This window comes from Cellulomonas timonensis (genome assembly GCF_900046455.1).
Taxonomy (GTDB): Bacteria; Actinomycetota; Actinomycetes; order Actinomycetales; family Cellulomonadaceae; genus Cellulomonas_A; species Cellulomonas_A timonensis.
Genome location: NZ_FCOT01000009.1, coordinates 86,327 through 101,235 on the forward strand (window position 1 = coordinate 86,327; position 14,909 = coordinate 101,235).

The 14,909-nt window shown below is 72.1% G+C and carries 14 protein-coding genes; 13 read left to right on the top strand and 1 reads right to left on the bottom strand.

The window, feature by feature from the left end; translation table 11 throughout:
- Nucleotides 1–40 precede the first annotated feature (40 nt).
- Nucleotides 41–1,351 (bottom strand): isochorismate synthase, encoded by a 1,311-nt coding sequence (locus BN3788_RS02460; protein ID WP_066582282.1) that lies wholly within the window; start codon nt 1,349–1,351, stop codon nt 41–43.
- 47 nt (nt 1,352–1,398) lie between these two features.
- Between BN3788_RS02460 and BN3788_RS02465 the strand changes: the two genes are divergently transcribed.
- The 13 genes from BN3788_RS02465 to nuoK all read left to right on the top strand — a co-directional run bounded on the left by BN3788_RS02465 (nt 1,399) and on the right by nuoK (nt 14,908).
- A complete protein-coding gene (locus BN3788_RS02465; RefSeq protein WP_066582283.1) occupies nt 1,399–2,097 on the top strand; it encodes a demethylmenaquinone methyltransferase in 699 nt (232 codons plus the stop codon).
- A 118-nt stretch (nt 2,098–2,215) separates the two neighbouring features.
- Nucleotides 2,216–3,511, top strand: a complete 1,296-nt coding sequence (locus BN3788_RS02470; RefSeq protein WP_066582284.1) for a geranylgeranyl reductase family protein — start codon at nt 2,216–2,218, stop codon at nt 3,509–3,511.
- Between the two features lie 148 nt (nt 3,512–3,659).
- A complete protein-coding gene (locus BN3788_RS02475; RefSeq protein WP_066582285.1) occupies nt 3,660–4,022 on the top strand; it encodes an NADH-quinone oxidoreductase subunit A in 363 nt (120 codons plus the stop codon).
- 12 nt (nt 4,023–4,034) lie between these two features.
- Nucleotides 4,035–4,586, top strand: a complete 552-nt coding sequence (locus BN3788_RS02480; protein ID WP_066582286.1) for a NuoB/complex I 20 kDa subunit family protein — start codon at nt 4,035–4,037, stop codon at nt 4,584–4,586.
- Entirely contained in the window at nt 4,583–5,431 is an 849-nt protein-coding gene (locus BN3788_RS02485; protein ID WP_066582287.1) for an NADH-quinone oxidoreductase subunit C, read from the top strand. The genes BN3788_RS02480 and BN3788_RS02485 overlap by 4 nt, the downstream gene beginning before the upstream one ends.
- Complete coding sequence (locus tag BN3788_RS02490; protein WP_066582288.1) at nt 5,431–6,795, top strand: NADH-quinone oxidoreductase subunit D; 1,365 nt, start codon at nt 5,431–5,433, stop codon at nt 6,793–6,795. The genes BN3788_RS02485 and BN3788_RS02490 overlap by 1 nt, the downstream gene beginning before the upstream one ends.
- Nucleotides 6,795–7,682: an NADH-quinone oxidoreductase subunit NuoE gene (nuoE, locus tag BN3788_RS02495; protein ID WP_066582289.1), complete on the top strand. Its 888-nt coding sequence runs from the start codon at nt 6,795–6,797 to the stop codon at nt 7,680–7,682. Before BN3788_RS02490 ends, nuoE begins: the two co-directional genes overlap by 1 nt.
- The gene (gene nuoF, locus BN3788_RS02500) at nt 7,682–9,028 is read left to right on the top strand and encodes an NADH-quinone oxidoreductase subunit NuoF (RefSeq protein ID WP_066582290.1); all 1,347 of its coding nucleotides are present in this window, start codon (nt 7,682–7,684) and stop codon (nt 9,026–9,028) included. The genes nuoE and nuoF overlap by 1 nt, the downstream gene beginning before the upstream one ends.
- Nucleotides 9,025–11,649 (top strand): NADH-quinone oxidoreductase subunit G, encoded by a 2,625-nt coding sequence (locus BN3788_RS02505; protein WP_066582291.1) that lies wholly within the window; start codon nt 9,025–9,027, stop codon nt 11,647–11,649. Before nuoF ends, BN3788_RS02505 begins: the two co-directional genes overlap by 4 nt.
- The gene (gene nuoH, locus BN3788_RS02510) at nt 11,646–13,013 is read left to right on the top strand and encodes an NADH-quinone oxidoreductase subunit NuoH (RefSeq protein ID WP_066582292.1); all 1,368 of its coding nucleotides are present in this window, start codon (nt 11,646–11,648) and stop codon (nt 13,011–13,013) included. The genes BN3788_RS02505 and nuoH overlap by 4 nt, the downstream gene beginning before the upstream one ends.
- Nucleotides 13,006–13,722 (top strand): NADH-quinone oxidoreductase subunit NuoI, encoded by a 717-nt coding sequence (gene nuoI / locus BN3788_RS02515; protein WP_082812515.1) that lies wholly within the window; start codon nt 13,006–13,008, stop codon nt 13,720–13,722. Before nuoH ends, nuoI begins: the two co-directional genes overlap by 8 nt.
- On the top strand, nt 13,719–14,612 hold the full coding sequence (locus BN3788_RS02520) for an NADH-quinone oxidoreductase subunit J (RefSeq protein WP_082812516.1): 894 nt from the start codon (nt 13,719–13,721) through the stop codon (nt 14,610–14,612). Before nuoI ends, BN3788_RS02520 begins: the two co-directional genes overlap by 4 nt.
- Entirely contained in the window at nt 14,609–14,908 is a 300-nt protein-coding gene (gene nuoK / locus BN3788_RS02525; protein WP_066582293.1) for an NADH-quinone oxidoreductase subunit NuoK, read from the top strand. Before BN3788_RS02520 ends, nuoK begins: the two co-directional genes overlap by 4 nt.
- Nucleotide 14,909: the final 1 nt, after the last annotated feature.

Genomic DNA, 14,909 nt, shown 5'->3' on the forward strand with positions numbered 1-14,909 from the left:
CGGGTCAGCCCAGCCGTGACGCGTGACGCGCTCGGCGCCGCTAGTCGGCGCCGAGCGCGTCGCGCATCGGCACCAGCTTGGCCTCGGACTCGGCGAGCTCCGCTGAGGGCTCGGAGGCGGCGACGATCCCGCAGCCCGCGAACAGCCGCACCCGGCGCGGGTCCTGCGGGTCGACGTGCGCGGAGCGCAGCGCGATGCCCCACTCGCCGTCGCCGTCGGCGCCGAGCCAGCCCACGGGGCCGGCGTACCTGTCGCGCTCCATGCCCTCGATACGGCTGATGAGCCGGGCCGCCGCGGCGGTGGGGGTGCCGCACACCGCGGCGGTGGGGTGCAGCGCGGCGGCGAGCGCGAGGCTCGACGGGTTCGCCGCGAGGACCCCTGTGACGTCGGAGGCCAGGTGCAGCACGTTGGGCAGGTGCAGCACGAACGGCACGTCGGGCACGTTGGTGGAGGTGCAGAACGGCGCGAGCGCGTCGGCGACGGAGGACACGGCGTACTCGTGCTCCTCGAGGTCCTTCGACGAGTGCGCGAGCGTCGCGGCGCGGGCCACGTCGGCGTCGTCGTCGCCGGTGCGCCGGATCGTCCCGGCCAGCACCCGCGAGGTGACCAGGCCCTTCTCGGAGCGGACCAGCAGCTCGGGCGTGGCGCCGATCAGGCCGTCGACGCTGAACGTCCAGCACGAGGGGTAGCGCGCGGCGAGGCGCCGCAGCGGCCACCGCACGTCGAGCGGCTCGCTGGTCGTGGCGTACACATCGCGGGCCAGGACGACCTTGTCGACCTCGCCGGCGCGGATCGCCGCGACGCCGTTCTCGACCACGGACAGCCAGTCCTCGGAGCGCACCGCGCCGTCGGTGTAGGAGACGTTCCCGGGGCGCACGGGCTCGGGCTGCGGGGTGGCGAGCTCGGCGAGGGTGGGGGTGGCGCGCAGTGTGGCGCCGGTGTCGATGGTGGTGAGCCAGCTCCGGGCGCCGCGGCGGCCGACGACGACCCGCGGCACCACGAGCACCCCGCCCGCGGCGGAGTCCTCGTCGAACGCGAAGGACGCGAAGGCCACGGGGCCGGTTCCGGGCAGGTCGACCTCGTCGCGCACGATGGCGTGCGCGAGCAGCTCCTGCCAGGCGCGCTCGGCGTCGGCGAACCGGTCATGCCCGGCGACCTCGACCCGCAGCGCCTCACCCCAGCCGACGATGCCGTCGCCGCGTCGCACCCAGGCGAGGGGCGCGTCCGCGGGCAGCAGGCCGAGCAGGTCGGCGGGGTCGGCACTGGCGCCGGACCGGCTGGGGAGGTCGTCGAGCGGCACCGTCCGGACCACGAGCGGGTGCGGGACGGCGTCGGGCATGGTGCTGGTCATCGCGATCAGGGTACGTCCCACCGCCGCAGACCTGAGACGATGGGCGCATGCCACGCGCCAGTCTTGAGAAGGACCCTCGTGAGGTCGCCGCGATGTTCGACGGCGTCGCCCGCCGCTACGACCTCACGAACGACGTGATCTCCCTCGGCCAGGACCGCTACTGGCGCCGTGCCACGCTCGCGGCCGTGGGGGCCCAGCCGGGCGAGCGCGTGCTCGACCTGGCCGCGGGCACGGGCACGTCGAGCGAGCCGCTCGCCGACTCCGGGGTGCATGTGGTCCCGTGCGACATCTCGCTGGGCATGTTGGGCGTGGGCAAGCGCCGGCGCCCGGACCTGGGCTTCGTCGCGGGCGACGCGGTGCACTTGCCGTTCGCCGACGAGTCCTTCGACGCGGTGACGATGTCCTTCGGGCTGCGCAACGTCGCGGCCACGCAGGCGGCCCTCGAGGAGATGCTGCGGGTCACGCGCCCGGGCGGACGCCTGGTGGTGTGCGAGTTCTCCCGCCCCACGTGGGCGCCGTTCCGCACGGTCTACACCGAGTACCTCATGCGCGCGCTGCCGCCGGTGGCGCGGGCCGTCTCCAAGGAGCCGGACGCGTACGTGTACCTGGCGGAGTCGATCCGGGAGTGGCCCGACCAGCTCGGCCTCGGGCGGCTGCTGAAGGCCTCCGGGTGGCGCGACGTGGCCTACCGCAACCTCTCGGGCGGGATCGTCGCGCTGCATCGCGCGGTGCGCCCGGCGGCCTGACACCGCACGTCACGCGCTGTCGCCCGCAAGTGAGGTAAGCCTTCGCAGACATGGTCTGTGGCCCTGGCTACACTCGGCCAGGTTGGGATGTGAACGTCTTCACAAGTAGGGCGGGACAGTGGTTGACGCAAGGAGCGATGACGCCGACGTCATCGTCGTCGGCGCAGGTCCTGCGGGATCAAGCGCTGCCTATCACTGTGCCTCCGCAGGCCTCGAAGTCCTCCTGCTCGAGAAGGCGGAGTTCCCCCGCGACAAGGTCTGCGGCGACGGGCTGACCCCTCGCGCGGTCAAGGAGCTCGCCGCGATGGGCGTCTCCCTCCGCGAGGAGGACGGCTGGATCCGCAACCGCGGGCTGCGCGTGGTCGGGGGCGGGCACCGCCTCGAGCTGCCGTGGCCCGAGCTGTCGAGCTACCCGTCGTACGGGCTGGCCCGCTCGCGGATGAGCCTGGACCACATGCTCGCGTCGCACGCCCGCGCCGCCGGGGCCAAGCTCCTGGAGCGCACCAACGTCACCGGCCCGCTGCTCGACGAGCGCACCGGCCGCGTGGTCGGCGTCACCGCCCGTCCCGTGGGCAGCGACGGCAAGCGCGCCGGCGAGGACGTCACCTACCGGGCCCCCGTGGTCATCGCGGCGGACGGCGTGTCCGCGCGGCTCGCCACCGGCCTGGGCCTCGAGAAGCGGATGGACCGGCCCATGGGGGTCGCCGTCCGCACGTACTTCCGCACGCCGCGGCATGACGACCCATGGATGGAGAGCCAGCTCGAGCTGTGGGACGGCGCCCCGGGGCGCTCGAACCTCATGCCCGGCTACGGCTGGATCTTCTCCCTCGGCGACGGCACCGCGAACGTCGGCCTCGGCTCGGTGTCCTCCACGGCCGCCGCGACGAAGGTCGACTACAAGGACTTGTTCCGCAAGTGGATGGCCAACGCCCCCGCCGAGTGGGACTTCACCCCGGAGAACCAGATCGGCGAGGTGCGCGGCGCCGCGCTCCCCATGGGCTTCAACCGGGGCCCGCTATACGGGCGGGGCCTGATGCTCGCCGGCGACTCCGCGGGCATGATCAGCCCGTTCAACGGCGAGGGCATCGCGTACGGGCTGCAGGCAGGCCGGTTCGCCGCGGACTCCGTGGTCCAGGCCGCCGCGCGTGGCTCCGCCGCCGGGCGTGAGCGCGCGCTGGCCGCGTACCAGACCCGCATGAAGGACGACCTGGGCGGGTACTACACGCTCGGCCGGATCTTCGTGAAGCTCATCGAGCACCCCCAGGTGATGCACGTGTGCACCCGCTACGGGCTGCCCCGCCCGCTGCTCATGCGCTTCGTGCTCAAGCTCCTGTCCGACTGCTACGAGCCGCGGGGCGGTGACATGGTCGACCGGACCATCTCCGCGCTCGCCCGGCTGGCGCCGGCGGCATGATGCACACACCCTCAACGCTGCGGGTCACGCCGGGACCTAGGTCCCGGCGCGGGCTCCCCACCTCGGGAGACGCTCGACCGCAACCCCAGCCATCCCTGACTTTCGTCCTGCGCGGAAGTGTCCCCACCACGACCGGGAGAGTCGAGCAATGACCAACCCGTACGTCCCGCTCCTCTTCATGATGGGGATCGCCGCGGTGCTCGCCCTTGGCGGCGTGGGCGCCAGCGCGATCCTGGGGCCGAAGCGCTACAACCGCGCGAAACTGGACGCATATGAGTGCGGCATCGAGCCGACACCGCATGCCGTCGGTGGCGGCCGGTTCCCGATCAAGTACTACCTCGTCGCGATGACCTTCATCATCTTCGACATCGAGGTGGTCTTCCTGTACCCGTGGGCCGTGAACTTCACGGAGCTCGCCACGTTCGGGCTCATCGCGATGCTGGGCTTCCTGGCCCTCATCACGGTGCCCTTCGTGTACGAGTGGCGCCGCGGCGGCTTCGAGTGGGACTAGGGGTGATCTGACATGGGTATCGAAGAGGCCCCTTCGGGGTTCCTGCTGACGACGGTCGAGAACCTCGTCGGGTATTTCCGCAAGGGCTCGTTGTGGCCGGTCACGTTCGGACTGGCCTGCTGCGCGATCGAGATGATGGCGACCGGCACCAGCCGCTACGACATCTCCCGGTTTGGCATGGAGGTCTTCCGCGCCTCGCCGCGCCAGGCCGACCTGATGATCGTCGCCGGCCGGGTGAGCCAGAAGATGGCGCCCGTGGTGCGGCAGGTCTACGACCAGATGCCCGAGCCCAAGTGGGTCCTGTCGATGGGCGTGTGCGCGTCGTCGGGCGGGATGTTCAACAACTACGCGATCGTGCAGGGCGTGGACCACGTCGTGCCCGTCGACATCTACCTGCCCGGCTGCCCGCCGCGGCCCGAGATGCTCATCAACGCGATCCTCGAGCTGCACACGCAGATCCAGTCCGAGCCGCTCGGTGTGAACCGCAAGGAGGCGGCCCGCGCCGCCGAGGCCGCGGCCCTCAAGGCCACGCCGACGTCGCACATGAAGGGCCTGCTGGCATGAGTGAGAAGTCCGGGGCGCCCGAGGGGGACAAGACCCCCGAGGTGTCCGCCGAGAAGGCAAGCGCGGCCGCGGCCGCGAAGCCGGGCGACACGACGACGTCCGAGGCGCTGGCCGCGCAGAGCACGAGCGAGGCGGCCCTCGAGGGCGGCTCGCAGCACGTCGGCCCGCTGGGCTCGCCCGAGCCCGAGGTCATCGAGGTCCGCCACGGCATGTTCGGCGGCGGCCCCGGCTCCGGCGACACGTCCGGCTTCGGCGGACTGGTGACGACCGTGGCGCTGCCGGGCGCGAGCCCGCGCCCCTACGGCGGCTGGTTCGACGAGGTCGTCGACATCCTCATCGAGCTGCTCGACGCCTCCGGCACCGGGTTCGCGAACGCGATCCCCTCGGTGGTCGTGGACCGCAACGAGCTCACGCTGCACGTGGCCCGCGAGCACCTCGTCGAGGTCTCCCAGATGCTGCGCGACGACCAGGACCTGCGCTTCGAGCTCAGCCTGGGCGTCTCCGGCGTGCACTACCCGGAGCAGACGGGCCGCGAGCTGCACGCCGTCTACCACCTGGTGTCGGTGACGCACAGCCGTCGCCTGCGCCTCGAGGTCGCCGTCCCCGACGCCGACCCGCATGTGCCGTCCACCACCGGGGTCTACCCGACGAACGACTGGCACGAGCGCGAGACCTGGGATTTCTTCGGCATCGTCTTCGACGGGCACCCGGCGCTCGCGCGCATCCAGATGCCCGACGACTGGCCGGGCCACCCCCAGCGCAAGGACTACCCCCTCGGGGGCATCCCGGTCGAGTACAAGGGCGCCACCGTGCCGCCCGCGGACCAGCGGAGGTCGTACAGCTGATGTCCCCTCACACATCCCCTCAGGGCAAGCCCGCGGCCACCGGCCACATCGTCGACGACCAGGCCACTGGCGTGCCGTCCTTCGAGGCGTCCGGCGGCGACTGGTCCGACATCGCCGAGGAGGCTGCTCGCCTCGGCGAGGAGCGCATCGTCGTCAACATGGGCCCGCAGCACCCGTCGACCCACGGCGTGCTCCGGCTCATGCTCGAGATCGACGGTGAGACGGTCACCGAGGCCCGCGCGGGCATCGGCTACCTGCACACCGGCATCGAGAAGAACATGGAGTACCGGTCCTGGACGCAGGGCGTCACGTTCTGCACCCGCATGGACTACGTGGCGAACATCTTCCAGGAGGCCGGCTACTGCCTGGCCGTGGAGAAGCTGCTCGGCATCACCGACGACATCCCGGAGCGGGCCACCGTCATCCGCGTGATGATGATGGAGCTCAACCGCATCGCCTCGCACCTGGTGTGCCTGGCCACCGGCGGGAACGAGCTGGGCGCCACGACGATCATGATCGTCGGCTTCAACGCGCGTGAGCAGGTGCTCCGGGTCTTCGAGCTGATCACCGGCCTGCGCATGAACAACGCGTACATCCGCCCGGGCGGCGTCGTGCAGGACATCCCGCCGGGCGCCCTCGACGCGGTCCGCGACGCGATCACGGTGATGAAGAAGGACTTCGGGCAGCTCGAGGACCTCATGCTGGCCAACCCGATCCTGCAGGCGCGCCTCAAGGGCGTCGGCTACCTGGGCCTGCCCGCGAGCATGGCCCTGGGCATCACCGGCCCCGTGCTGCGGTCCACCGGCCTGCCGTACGACGTGCGCAAGGCCGAGCCGTACTGCGGCTACGAGACCTACGACTTCGACATCCCGACGTCGACGGACGCCGACGCGTGGTCGCGGGTCGTCCTGCGCCTCGAGGAGTGCTACCAGTCGATCCGCATCATCGAGCAGACGCTCGAGCGGCTCCAGGCGATGGGCCCCGGCCCGGTCATGGTCGAGGACAAGAAGATCGCCTGGCCCGCGCAGCTCGCCATCGGCTCCGACGGCATGGGCAACTCGCTGGACCACATCCGGGAGATCATGGGCACCTCGATGGAGGCCCTGATCCACCACTTCAAGCTGGTGACGGAGGGCTTCCGGGTCCCCGCCGGCCAGGCGTTCGTCTCGGTGGAGCACCCCCGTGGGGAGCTCGGCGTGCACCTCGTCTCCGACGGCGGCACGAAGCCGTACCGGGCGCACTTCCGCGACCCGTCCTTCAACAACCTGCAGGCCGTCTCCATGATGTGCGAGGGCGGCCAGGTGGCCGACGTCGTCGTCGCGGTGGCCTCGCTGGACCCCGTCCTGGGAGGGGTGGACCGCTGATGTCCGTCGAGAACAGCGCACTGCCCGCCGGCGCGCGCCCGGCCGCCCGGTACGACGAGGAGACCCGCGCCCGGCTCGCCGCCGACGCGGCCCTGGTCGTCGCCCGCTACCCGCAGCCCCGCTCGGCGCTGCTCCCGCTGCTGCACCTGGTGCAGAGCGAGGACGGCTTCGTCAGCCCCGCCGGCATCGCGTTCTGCGCGGAGACGCTGGACCTGACCGCCGCCGAGGTCTCCGCGGTGGCCACGTTCTACTCGCAGTACAAGCGCCGGCCCAACGGCGAGTACACCGTGGGGGTCTGCACCAACACGCTGTGCGCCATCATGGGCGGCGACGCCATCTGGGAGGAGCTCTCCGAGCACCTTGACCTCGGCAACGACGAGACCACCGCCGACGGCAAGGTCACGATCGAGCGCATCGAGTGCAACGCGGCGTGCGACTACGCGCCCGTGGTGATGGTCAACTGGGAGTTCCTGGACAACCAGACCCCGCAGTCCGCCGTCGAGACGGTGGACAAGCTGCGCGCGGGGGAGCCCGTCGCCTCGACGCGCGGCCCCGGCAAGATCTGCTCGTTCAAGCAGGTCTCGCGGGTGCTCGCGGGCTTCCCCGACGGCCTCGCCGACGAGGGCCCGAGCGGCGGCCCGGAGACCGAGCGCGGCACGCAGCTCGCCGCGGCGGAGGGGTGGACCGCCCCGGCGTTCCCCGGCGACGCCGCGAAGCCCGACGCCACGAAGCCTGCGGCCACGAAGCCTGCCGCCGCGAAGGGCGCCACGTCGCCCGAGGTCGGCGGCCCGCAGTCGAGCGCGGAGCGCAAGCCCACCTCGGCGAAGGACTCCTCTGCTGAGGACCAGCAGAAGAAGCAGAGCTCCGACCAGGCCAAGGAGTCGTGATGACCGACGTGACGACCCTGACCCCCGTCCTGACCAAGGACTGGGGCCTCGAGCAGTCGTGGACCCTGCGGACGTACCTGGACGGCGGCGGCTACGCCGGGCTCCGGGCGGCGCTCGCGCAGGCCCCGGGCGACGTGATCACCGCGGTGAAGGACTCCGGCCTGCGCGGCCGTGGCGGCGCCGGGTTCCCCACGGGCATGAAGTGGGGCTTCCTGCCCGCGCCCGACGGCGGCCCGCGCTACCTGGTCATCAACGCGGACGAGTCCGAGCCGGGCACCTGCAAGGACATCCCGCTGATGATGGCCAGCCCGCAGCTGCTCATCGAGGGCGCGATCATCACGTCCTATGCGATCGGCTGCTCGCACGCGTTCATCTACCTGCGCGGCGAGGTCGTGCACGTCTACCGCCGGCTGATGCGCGCGGTGGAGGAGGCCTACGCGGCCGGCTACCTCGGCAAGAACATCATGGGCTCGGGCTTCGACCTGGACATCACCGTCCACGCCGGCGCCGGCGCCTACATCTGCGGCGAGGAGACGGCACTGCTCGACTCCCTCGAGGGGCGCCGCGGCCAGCCGCGCCTGAAGCCGCCGTTCCCCGCCGTCGCGGGCCTGTACGCGCGGCCCACGGTGGTCAACAACGTCGAGACCATCGCCTCCGTGCCCGCGATCCTCAAGGGCGGCGCCCAGTGGTTCCGCGAGATGGGCACCGAGCGCTCCCCGGGCTTCGGCATCTTCTCCCTGTCCGGCCACGTGCAGCGGCCCGGCCAGTACGAGGCGCCGCTGGGCATCACGCTGCGCCGCCTGCTGGAGATGGCGGGCGGCATCCGCGAGGGCCACGAGCTGAAGTTCTGGACGCCTGGCGGGTCCTCGACGCCGATCTTCACGGCCGAGCACCTCGACATCCCGCTCGACTACGAGTCCGTCGCCGCCGCCGGGTCCATGCTGGGCACGCGCGCGCTGCAGATCTTCGACGAGACGACGTCGGTGGTCCGCGCGGTGACGCGCTGGACCGACTTCTACAAGCACGAGTCGTGCGGCAAGTGCACGCCCTGCCGCGAGGGCACGTTCTGGCTGTCGCAGGTGCTGCACCGCATCGAGGCGGGCCAGGGCACCAGCGCGGACATCGACCTGCTGCTCGACCTGTGCGACAACATCCTGGGCCGCGCGTTCTGCGCGCTCGGGGACGGGGCCACCAGCCCCATCACCTCGGCGATCCAGTACTTCCGGGAGGAGTTCGAGGCGGGCACCCACACGCCCGCCGACGAGCTGTTCCCGCCCGAGCGCAGCTCGAAGTTCACCTACACCCCGCGCCGTCCGGCCGGGCAGTTGGCGGGGGTCCACGCATGACCATCACGACACCGAAGCCCGGCTCGGGGGCGGCCGCCTCCCAGGGGACGCCCGCCGCGACGCCGGCGCCGGTGGACGCCGTGACGTTCACCATCGACGGCCTCGAGGTGGCGGTGCCCAAGGGCACGCTCGTCATCCGGGCCGCCGAGCAGGTCGGCATCCAGATCCCGCGGTTCTGCGACCACCCGCTGCTCGCCCCTGCGGGCGCGTGCCGCCAGTGCCTCGTCGAGGTGTGGGCGCCGGGCCGTGACGGCAAGCTCGCGAAGATGCCCAAGCCGCAGGCCTCCTGCACGCTCGAGGCGTCGCCGGGCATGCAGGTCAAGACGCAGCACACCTCGCCCGAGGCCGACAAGGCCCAGCACGGCGTGATGGAGCTGCTGCTCATCAACCACCCGCTCGACTGCCCGGTCTGCGACAAGGGCGGCGAGTGCCCCCTGCAGAACCAGGCGATGAGCAACGGGCGCGCGACGACGCGGTTCGTGGACGTCAAGCGCACGTTCCCCAAGCCGATTGCGATCTCCACGCAGATCCTGCTCGACCGGGAGCGCTGCATCCTGTGCCAGCGCTGCACGCGGTTCTCCAAGGAGATCGCCGGCGACGCGTTCATCGACCTGCAGAAGCGCGGCGCCAACCAGCAGATCGGCCGCTTCGCCCCCGAGGTGCTCGGCTTCGAGGCCCCGGCCGGCGCGCCTAGCGGCGAGGTGCCCGTGGGCCCCGCAGAGGAGGACGAGTCCGGCGAGCCGTTCGCGTCGTACTTCTCGGGCAACACCGTGCAGATCTGCCCGGTGGGCGCCCTGACCAGCGCGTCCTACCGGTTCCGGGCCCGCCCGTTCGACCTGGTGTCCACCCCGGGCGTCTCGGAGCACGACTCGTGCGGCTCCGCGATCCGCGTCGACCACCGCCGGGGCGTCGTGCTGCGCCGCCTGGCGGGCGAGGACCCCGCGGTCAACGAGGAGTGGATCACCGACAAGGACCGCTTCGCGTTCACCTGGCAGTCCGCCCCGGACCGCATCACCACCCCGCTGGTCCGCGACGAGGCCACTGGCGAGCTCCGCGTCGCGAGCTGGGTCGAGGCGCTGGACGTCGCCGCGGAGGGCCTGCGCGCCGCGCTGAAGCCCGCCGAGGCCGGCGCCCCCGCCGGTGTGGGCGTGCTGCCCGGCGGCCGGGTGACCCTCGAGGACGCGTACGCGTACGGCAAGTTCGCCCGCGTGGCCCTCGGCACCAATGACGTCGACCTGCGCAGCCGCCCGCTGTCCGCCGAGGAGGAGGCCTTCCTGGGCAGCCACGTCGCCGGCCGCGCGATGCAGGTCACCTTCGCCGACCTGGAGAAGGCGCCTGTCGTGCTCCTCGCCGCCCTCGAGGCGGAGGAGGAGGCCGGGGTCACGTTCCTGCGGCTGCGCAAGGGCGTCCTCGCGCGGACCACGCGCGTCGTCGCGGTCGCGCCGTTCGCCAGCCGCGGCCTGGAGCGTCTCGACGGGACGCTCGTCACGGCCGCCCCCGGCACCGAGGCCGAGGTGCTCGACGCGGTGGAGCCCGGCTCCGACGTGCCGACGCTGAGCGCACTCGCCGCCGACCTCGCCCAGCCAGGCGCCGTGATCCTGGTGGGTGAGCGGCTCGCCGCAGTCCCCGGCGGGCTCACCGCCGCGCTGCGCCTCGCGGAGCGCACCGGCGCCCGCCTCGCCGGGATCCCCCGCCGTGCGGGGGAGCGTGGCGGTGTCGAGGCCGGCGCGCTGCCGAGCCTGCTGCCGGGCGGTCGCCCGGTCGCGGACGCCGCCGCACGAGTCGACGTCGCCGCCGCCTGGGACGTCGAGTCGCTGCCGACGGCGCCCGGCCGCACCGCCACGGGGATCCTCGAGGCCGCCCGCACGGGCCGGCTCGGGGCGCTCGTCGTCGGCGGCGTGGACCTGCGCGACCTGCCGGACCCGGCCGCCGCCCGCGAGGCGCTCCCCGCCGCCCCGTTCGTCGTCTCGCTGGAGGTGCGCTCCTCGGAGGTCACCGCGCTGGCCGACGTGGTGCTGCCCGTCGCGCCGCCGGTGGAGAAGGGTGGCACGTTCGTCACCTGGGAGGGTCGCCCGCGGCCCTTCCCGCAGGCGCTGACCTCCACGGCGGTGGGCGACCACCGCGTGCTCGACCGGCTGGCCGATGCCCTGGGCGTCACGCTGGGCGTGGGCACGCTGGCCAAGGTGCACTCCGAGCTCGACCAGCTGGGCGCCTGGGACGGCGCCCGGGTCGCGGCGCCCGCCACGGCGGCCCCCGCGCCGCCCGCGGGCGCCCCCGGCCACGCGGTCCTGGCCACCTGGCACCTGCTGCTCGACTCCGGGCGCCTGCAGGACGGCGAGGCGTTCCTCGCCGGCACCGCCAAGCGGCCGGTGGCGCGCGTGTCCGCCGCGACGGCCGAGGGCGCCGGCGTCGCTGACGGCGGCCTGCTCGCGGTCAGCACCGACGCCGGCACGATCGAGCTGCCGGTGGTCGTCACCGACATGCCCGACCACGTCGTCTGGCTGCCCACCCACTCGCCCGGCTCTGCCGTGCGCGAGACCCTGCACGCCGGACCAGGTGCGCTTGTGCGCCTGGCTCCCGGGACCCAGAACGACGTCACGGACGCGGAGGTGCGGGCATGAGTCTGCTCAGTGCAGTGGGCGCATCGCTCCCCACAGCGGTCGGCGATCCGACCGCCGCGGACTTCAGCAACGACAACGCCTGGATCTGGCTGCTCAAGGCCGTGGCGATCGTCGTCTTCCTGCTGGTCAGCGTCCTCATCGCGATCTGGTTCGAGCGCAAGGTCGTCGCCCGCATGCAGGTGCGGCCCGGCCCCAACGTGCACGGGCCCGTCGGCCTGCTGCAGCCGGTCGCCGACGCGATGAAGCTCCTGTTCAAGGAGGACATCACCGTCAAGGCGGCGGACAAGCTCGTCTACCTCGTGGCGCCGATGATCGCGGTGTTCTGCTCGCTGCTGACCTTCGCGGTGATCCCGTTCGGGCCCAGCGTGAGCATGTTCGGCATCGTGACGCCGCTGCAGCTCACCGACTTCCCCGTCGCGGTGCTGTACATCCTCGCGTGCACCTCGGTGGGCGTGTACGGGATCGTGCTCGGCGGCTGGTCCTCGGGCTCGACGTACCCGCTGCTCGGCGCGGTGCGGTCCACCGCGCAGGTGATCTCCTACGAGCTGGCGATGGGCCTGTCCCTGGTCAGCGTGTTCATCATCGCGGGCTCGATGTCGACCTCGCAGATCGTCGGCTCCCAGACGCAGGTCTGGTGGTTCCTGCCACTGCTGCCGGCCTTCGTCATCTACATCATCGCGATGGTCGGCGAGACGAACCGCCTGCCGTTCGACCTCCCCGAGGCCGAGGGCGAGCTCGTCTCCGGCTACATGACCGAGTACTCGTCGATGAAGTTCGCGTGGTTCTTCCTCGCGGAGTACATCAACATGATCAACGTCTCGGCGGTCGCGACCACGCTGTTCTTCGGCGGCTGGCGCGCCCCGTGGCCCATCTCGTGGATCAACGACGGCATGTTCAACACCGGCTGGTGGCCGGTGCTGTGGTTCGTCGCGAAGGTCTGGCTGTTCATGTTCGTGTTCGTGTGGATCCGCGGCTCGGTGCTGCGCTTCCGGTACGACCAGTTCATGAAGATCGGCTGGAAGGTCCTCATCCCCATCGCCCTCGCCTGGGTCGTGTGCGTGTCGATCGTGCAGGGCGTGCGGAACTTCACCGACGTGGACCTGCAGACGATCCTCTTCGTGCTGGCGGGCATCGTCGTCGTCGCCGTCGGCATCTCGTTCCTCATCCCCGAGAAGCCCCAGCCCGAGCCCGAGGGCCCGCCCCGCGGCACCGTCGACGACCCCGTGGTCATCGACGCGTTCGCGGGCGGGTACCCGGTCCCGCCGCTGCCGGGCCAGGCACTGCCCCCGTCCCCGCGCCGCTCCCGCAGCGCGGGCGACCCGACCGAGACCCCCCAGGTCACCCAGGAGGCGCACCGTGGCTGACCAGCCCAAGGACGTCACGCCGAGCGAGCCCGGCGGCGAGGTCGCGACCCCCGGCGCCTATGAGTCCCTGATCCCGAAGCGCTCGGGCATCCGGGAGGTGCTGGCCCCGGTCGGCGGCTTCGGCGTCACGTTCTCGAACATGTTCCGCCCGGTGATCACCGAGCAGTACCCGTACGAGAAGGTCCCGCCGCAGCCGCGCTACCACGGCCGCCACCAGCTCAACCGGTACCCGGACGGCCTGGAGAAGTGCATCGGCTGCGAGCTGTGCGCCTGGGCGTGCCCCGCGGACGCGATCTACGTCGAGGGCGCGGACAACTCGCCCGGCGAGCAGATGTCGCCCGGCGAGCGGTACGGCCGCGTCTACCAGATCAACTACCTGCGCTGCATCTTCTGCGGGCTGTGCATCGAGGCGTGCCCGACGCGGGCGCTCACGATGACCAACGAGTTCGAGCTCGCGGGCCCCACCCGCGAGGGCTTGATCTACGAGAAGAACGACCTGCTGGCCCCGATGCTCGACGGCATGCTGGCCGCGCCCCACCCCATGGCGCCCGGCACGTCCGACACCGAGTACTACCGCGGCGAGATCACCGGCCCCGCGCCCGCGCAGGTCGAGTGGGTCGCCGAGCACCGCCCCGACGACCCGACGTTGCCCGGCGCCGAGCGCGCTGCGGAGCGCCTGGCCCACGCCCACAACCCGGAGAACCGATGAGCCCCCTCGCCGCGGTGCTGCCGACGGTCCTCAGCGACACCGGCGTCACCAGCACGGGTGAGGCCGTGCTCTTCTGGGTCCTCGCGCCCATCATGGTCCTCGCCGCGCTGAGCCTGCTGTTCGCCCGCAAGGCCGTGCACGCCGCGATGTCCGTGGTGGTCGTGATGATCTCCCTCGCGTTCATCTACGTCGCCCAGGACGCCCCGTTCCTCGGGGTCGTGCAGGTGGTCGTCTACACCGGCGCGATCATGATGCTGTTCCTCTTCGTGCTGATGCTGGTCGGCGTCGACGCCTCGGACTCGCTGGTCGAGACCCTGCGCGGGCAGCGCTGGATCGGGATCCTCGCCGGCATCGGCCTGGCGAGCGTGCTCGTCGGCGTCGTCGGCCGGGCGAGCTACGGCGCGCCGATCGGGCTGGAGGCGGCGAACGCCGACTCGAACCCCGTGGGCGTCGCGCGGATCATCTTCGGCCAGTACGTGTTCTCGTTCGAGGTCGTCGGCGCGCTGCTGGTCACCGCGGCGCTGGGCGCCCTCGTCCTGACGCACCGCCAGCGCCTGGTGCCCCGCATCGGGCAGCGCGAGCGCCAGGAGACGCGCGTGCTCGGCGGCGGCTCGCTCACCCCGCAGCCCGCGCCCGGCGTGTACGCCCGCCACAACGCGATGGACGTGCCCGCGCTCGACCCGCAGGGCCGCCCGATCGAGGCGTCCGTCTCGCGCGTGCTGCGCATCCGCGGCCAGCAGGCCGGCACTGCGGGCTTCCGCGCCGAGATCCAGCCGTTCTCCGGCGGGGCCGACATCGGCCCGCCCGTGCAGGAGGCAGGTGACGTCGGCGAGACGTCCGGCCCGACGACACCGATCACCACACCGCGGGGCACGGAGGAGACGCCATGACCCTCACCCACTACCTGGTGCTGTCGGCGCTGCTGTTCAGCATCGGCGCCGCCACCCTGCTGGTGCGCCGCAACGCGATCATCGCGTTCATGGGCATCGAGCTGATGCTCAACGCGACCAACCTCGCACTCGTGACGTTCGCCCGCATCCACGGCAACCTGAACGGCCAGGTGATGGCGTTCTTCGTCATGGTGGTCGCGGCCGCCGAGGTCGTCATCGGGCTCGCGATCATCGTGGCCATCTTCCGTACCCGCCGTTCGGCCTCGGTCGACGACGTCAACCTGCTGAAGAGCTGAG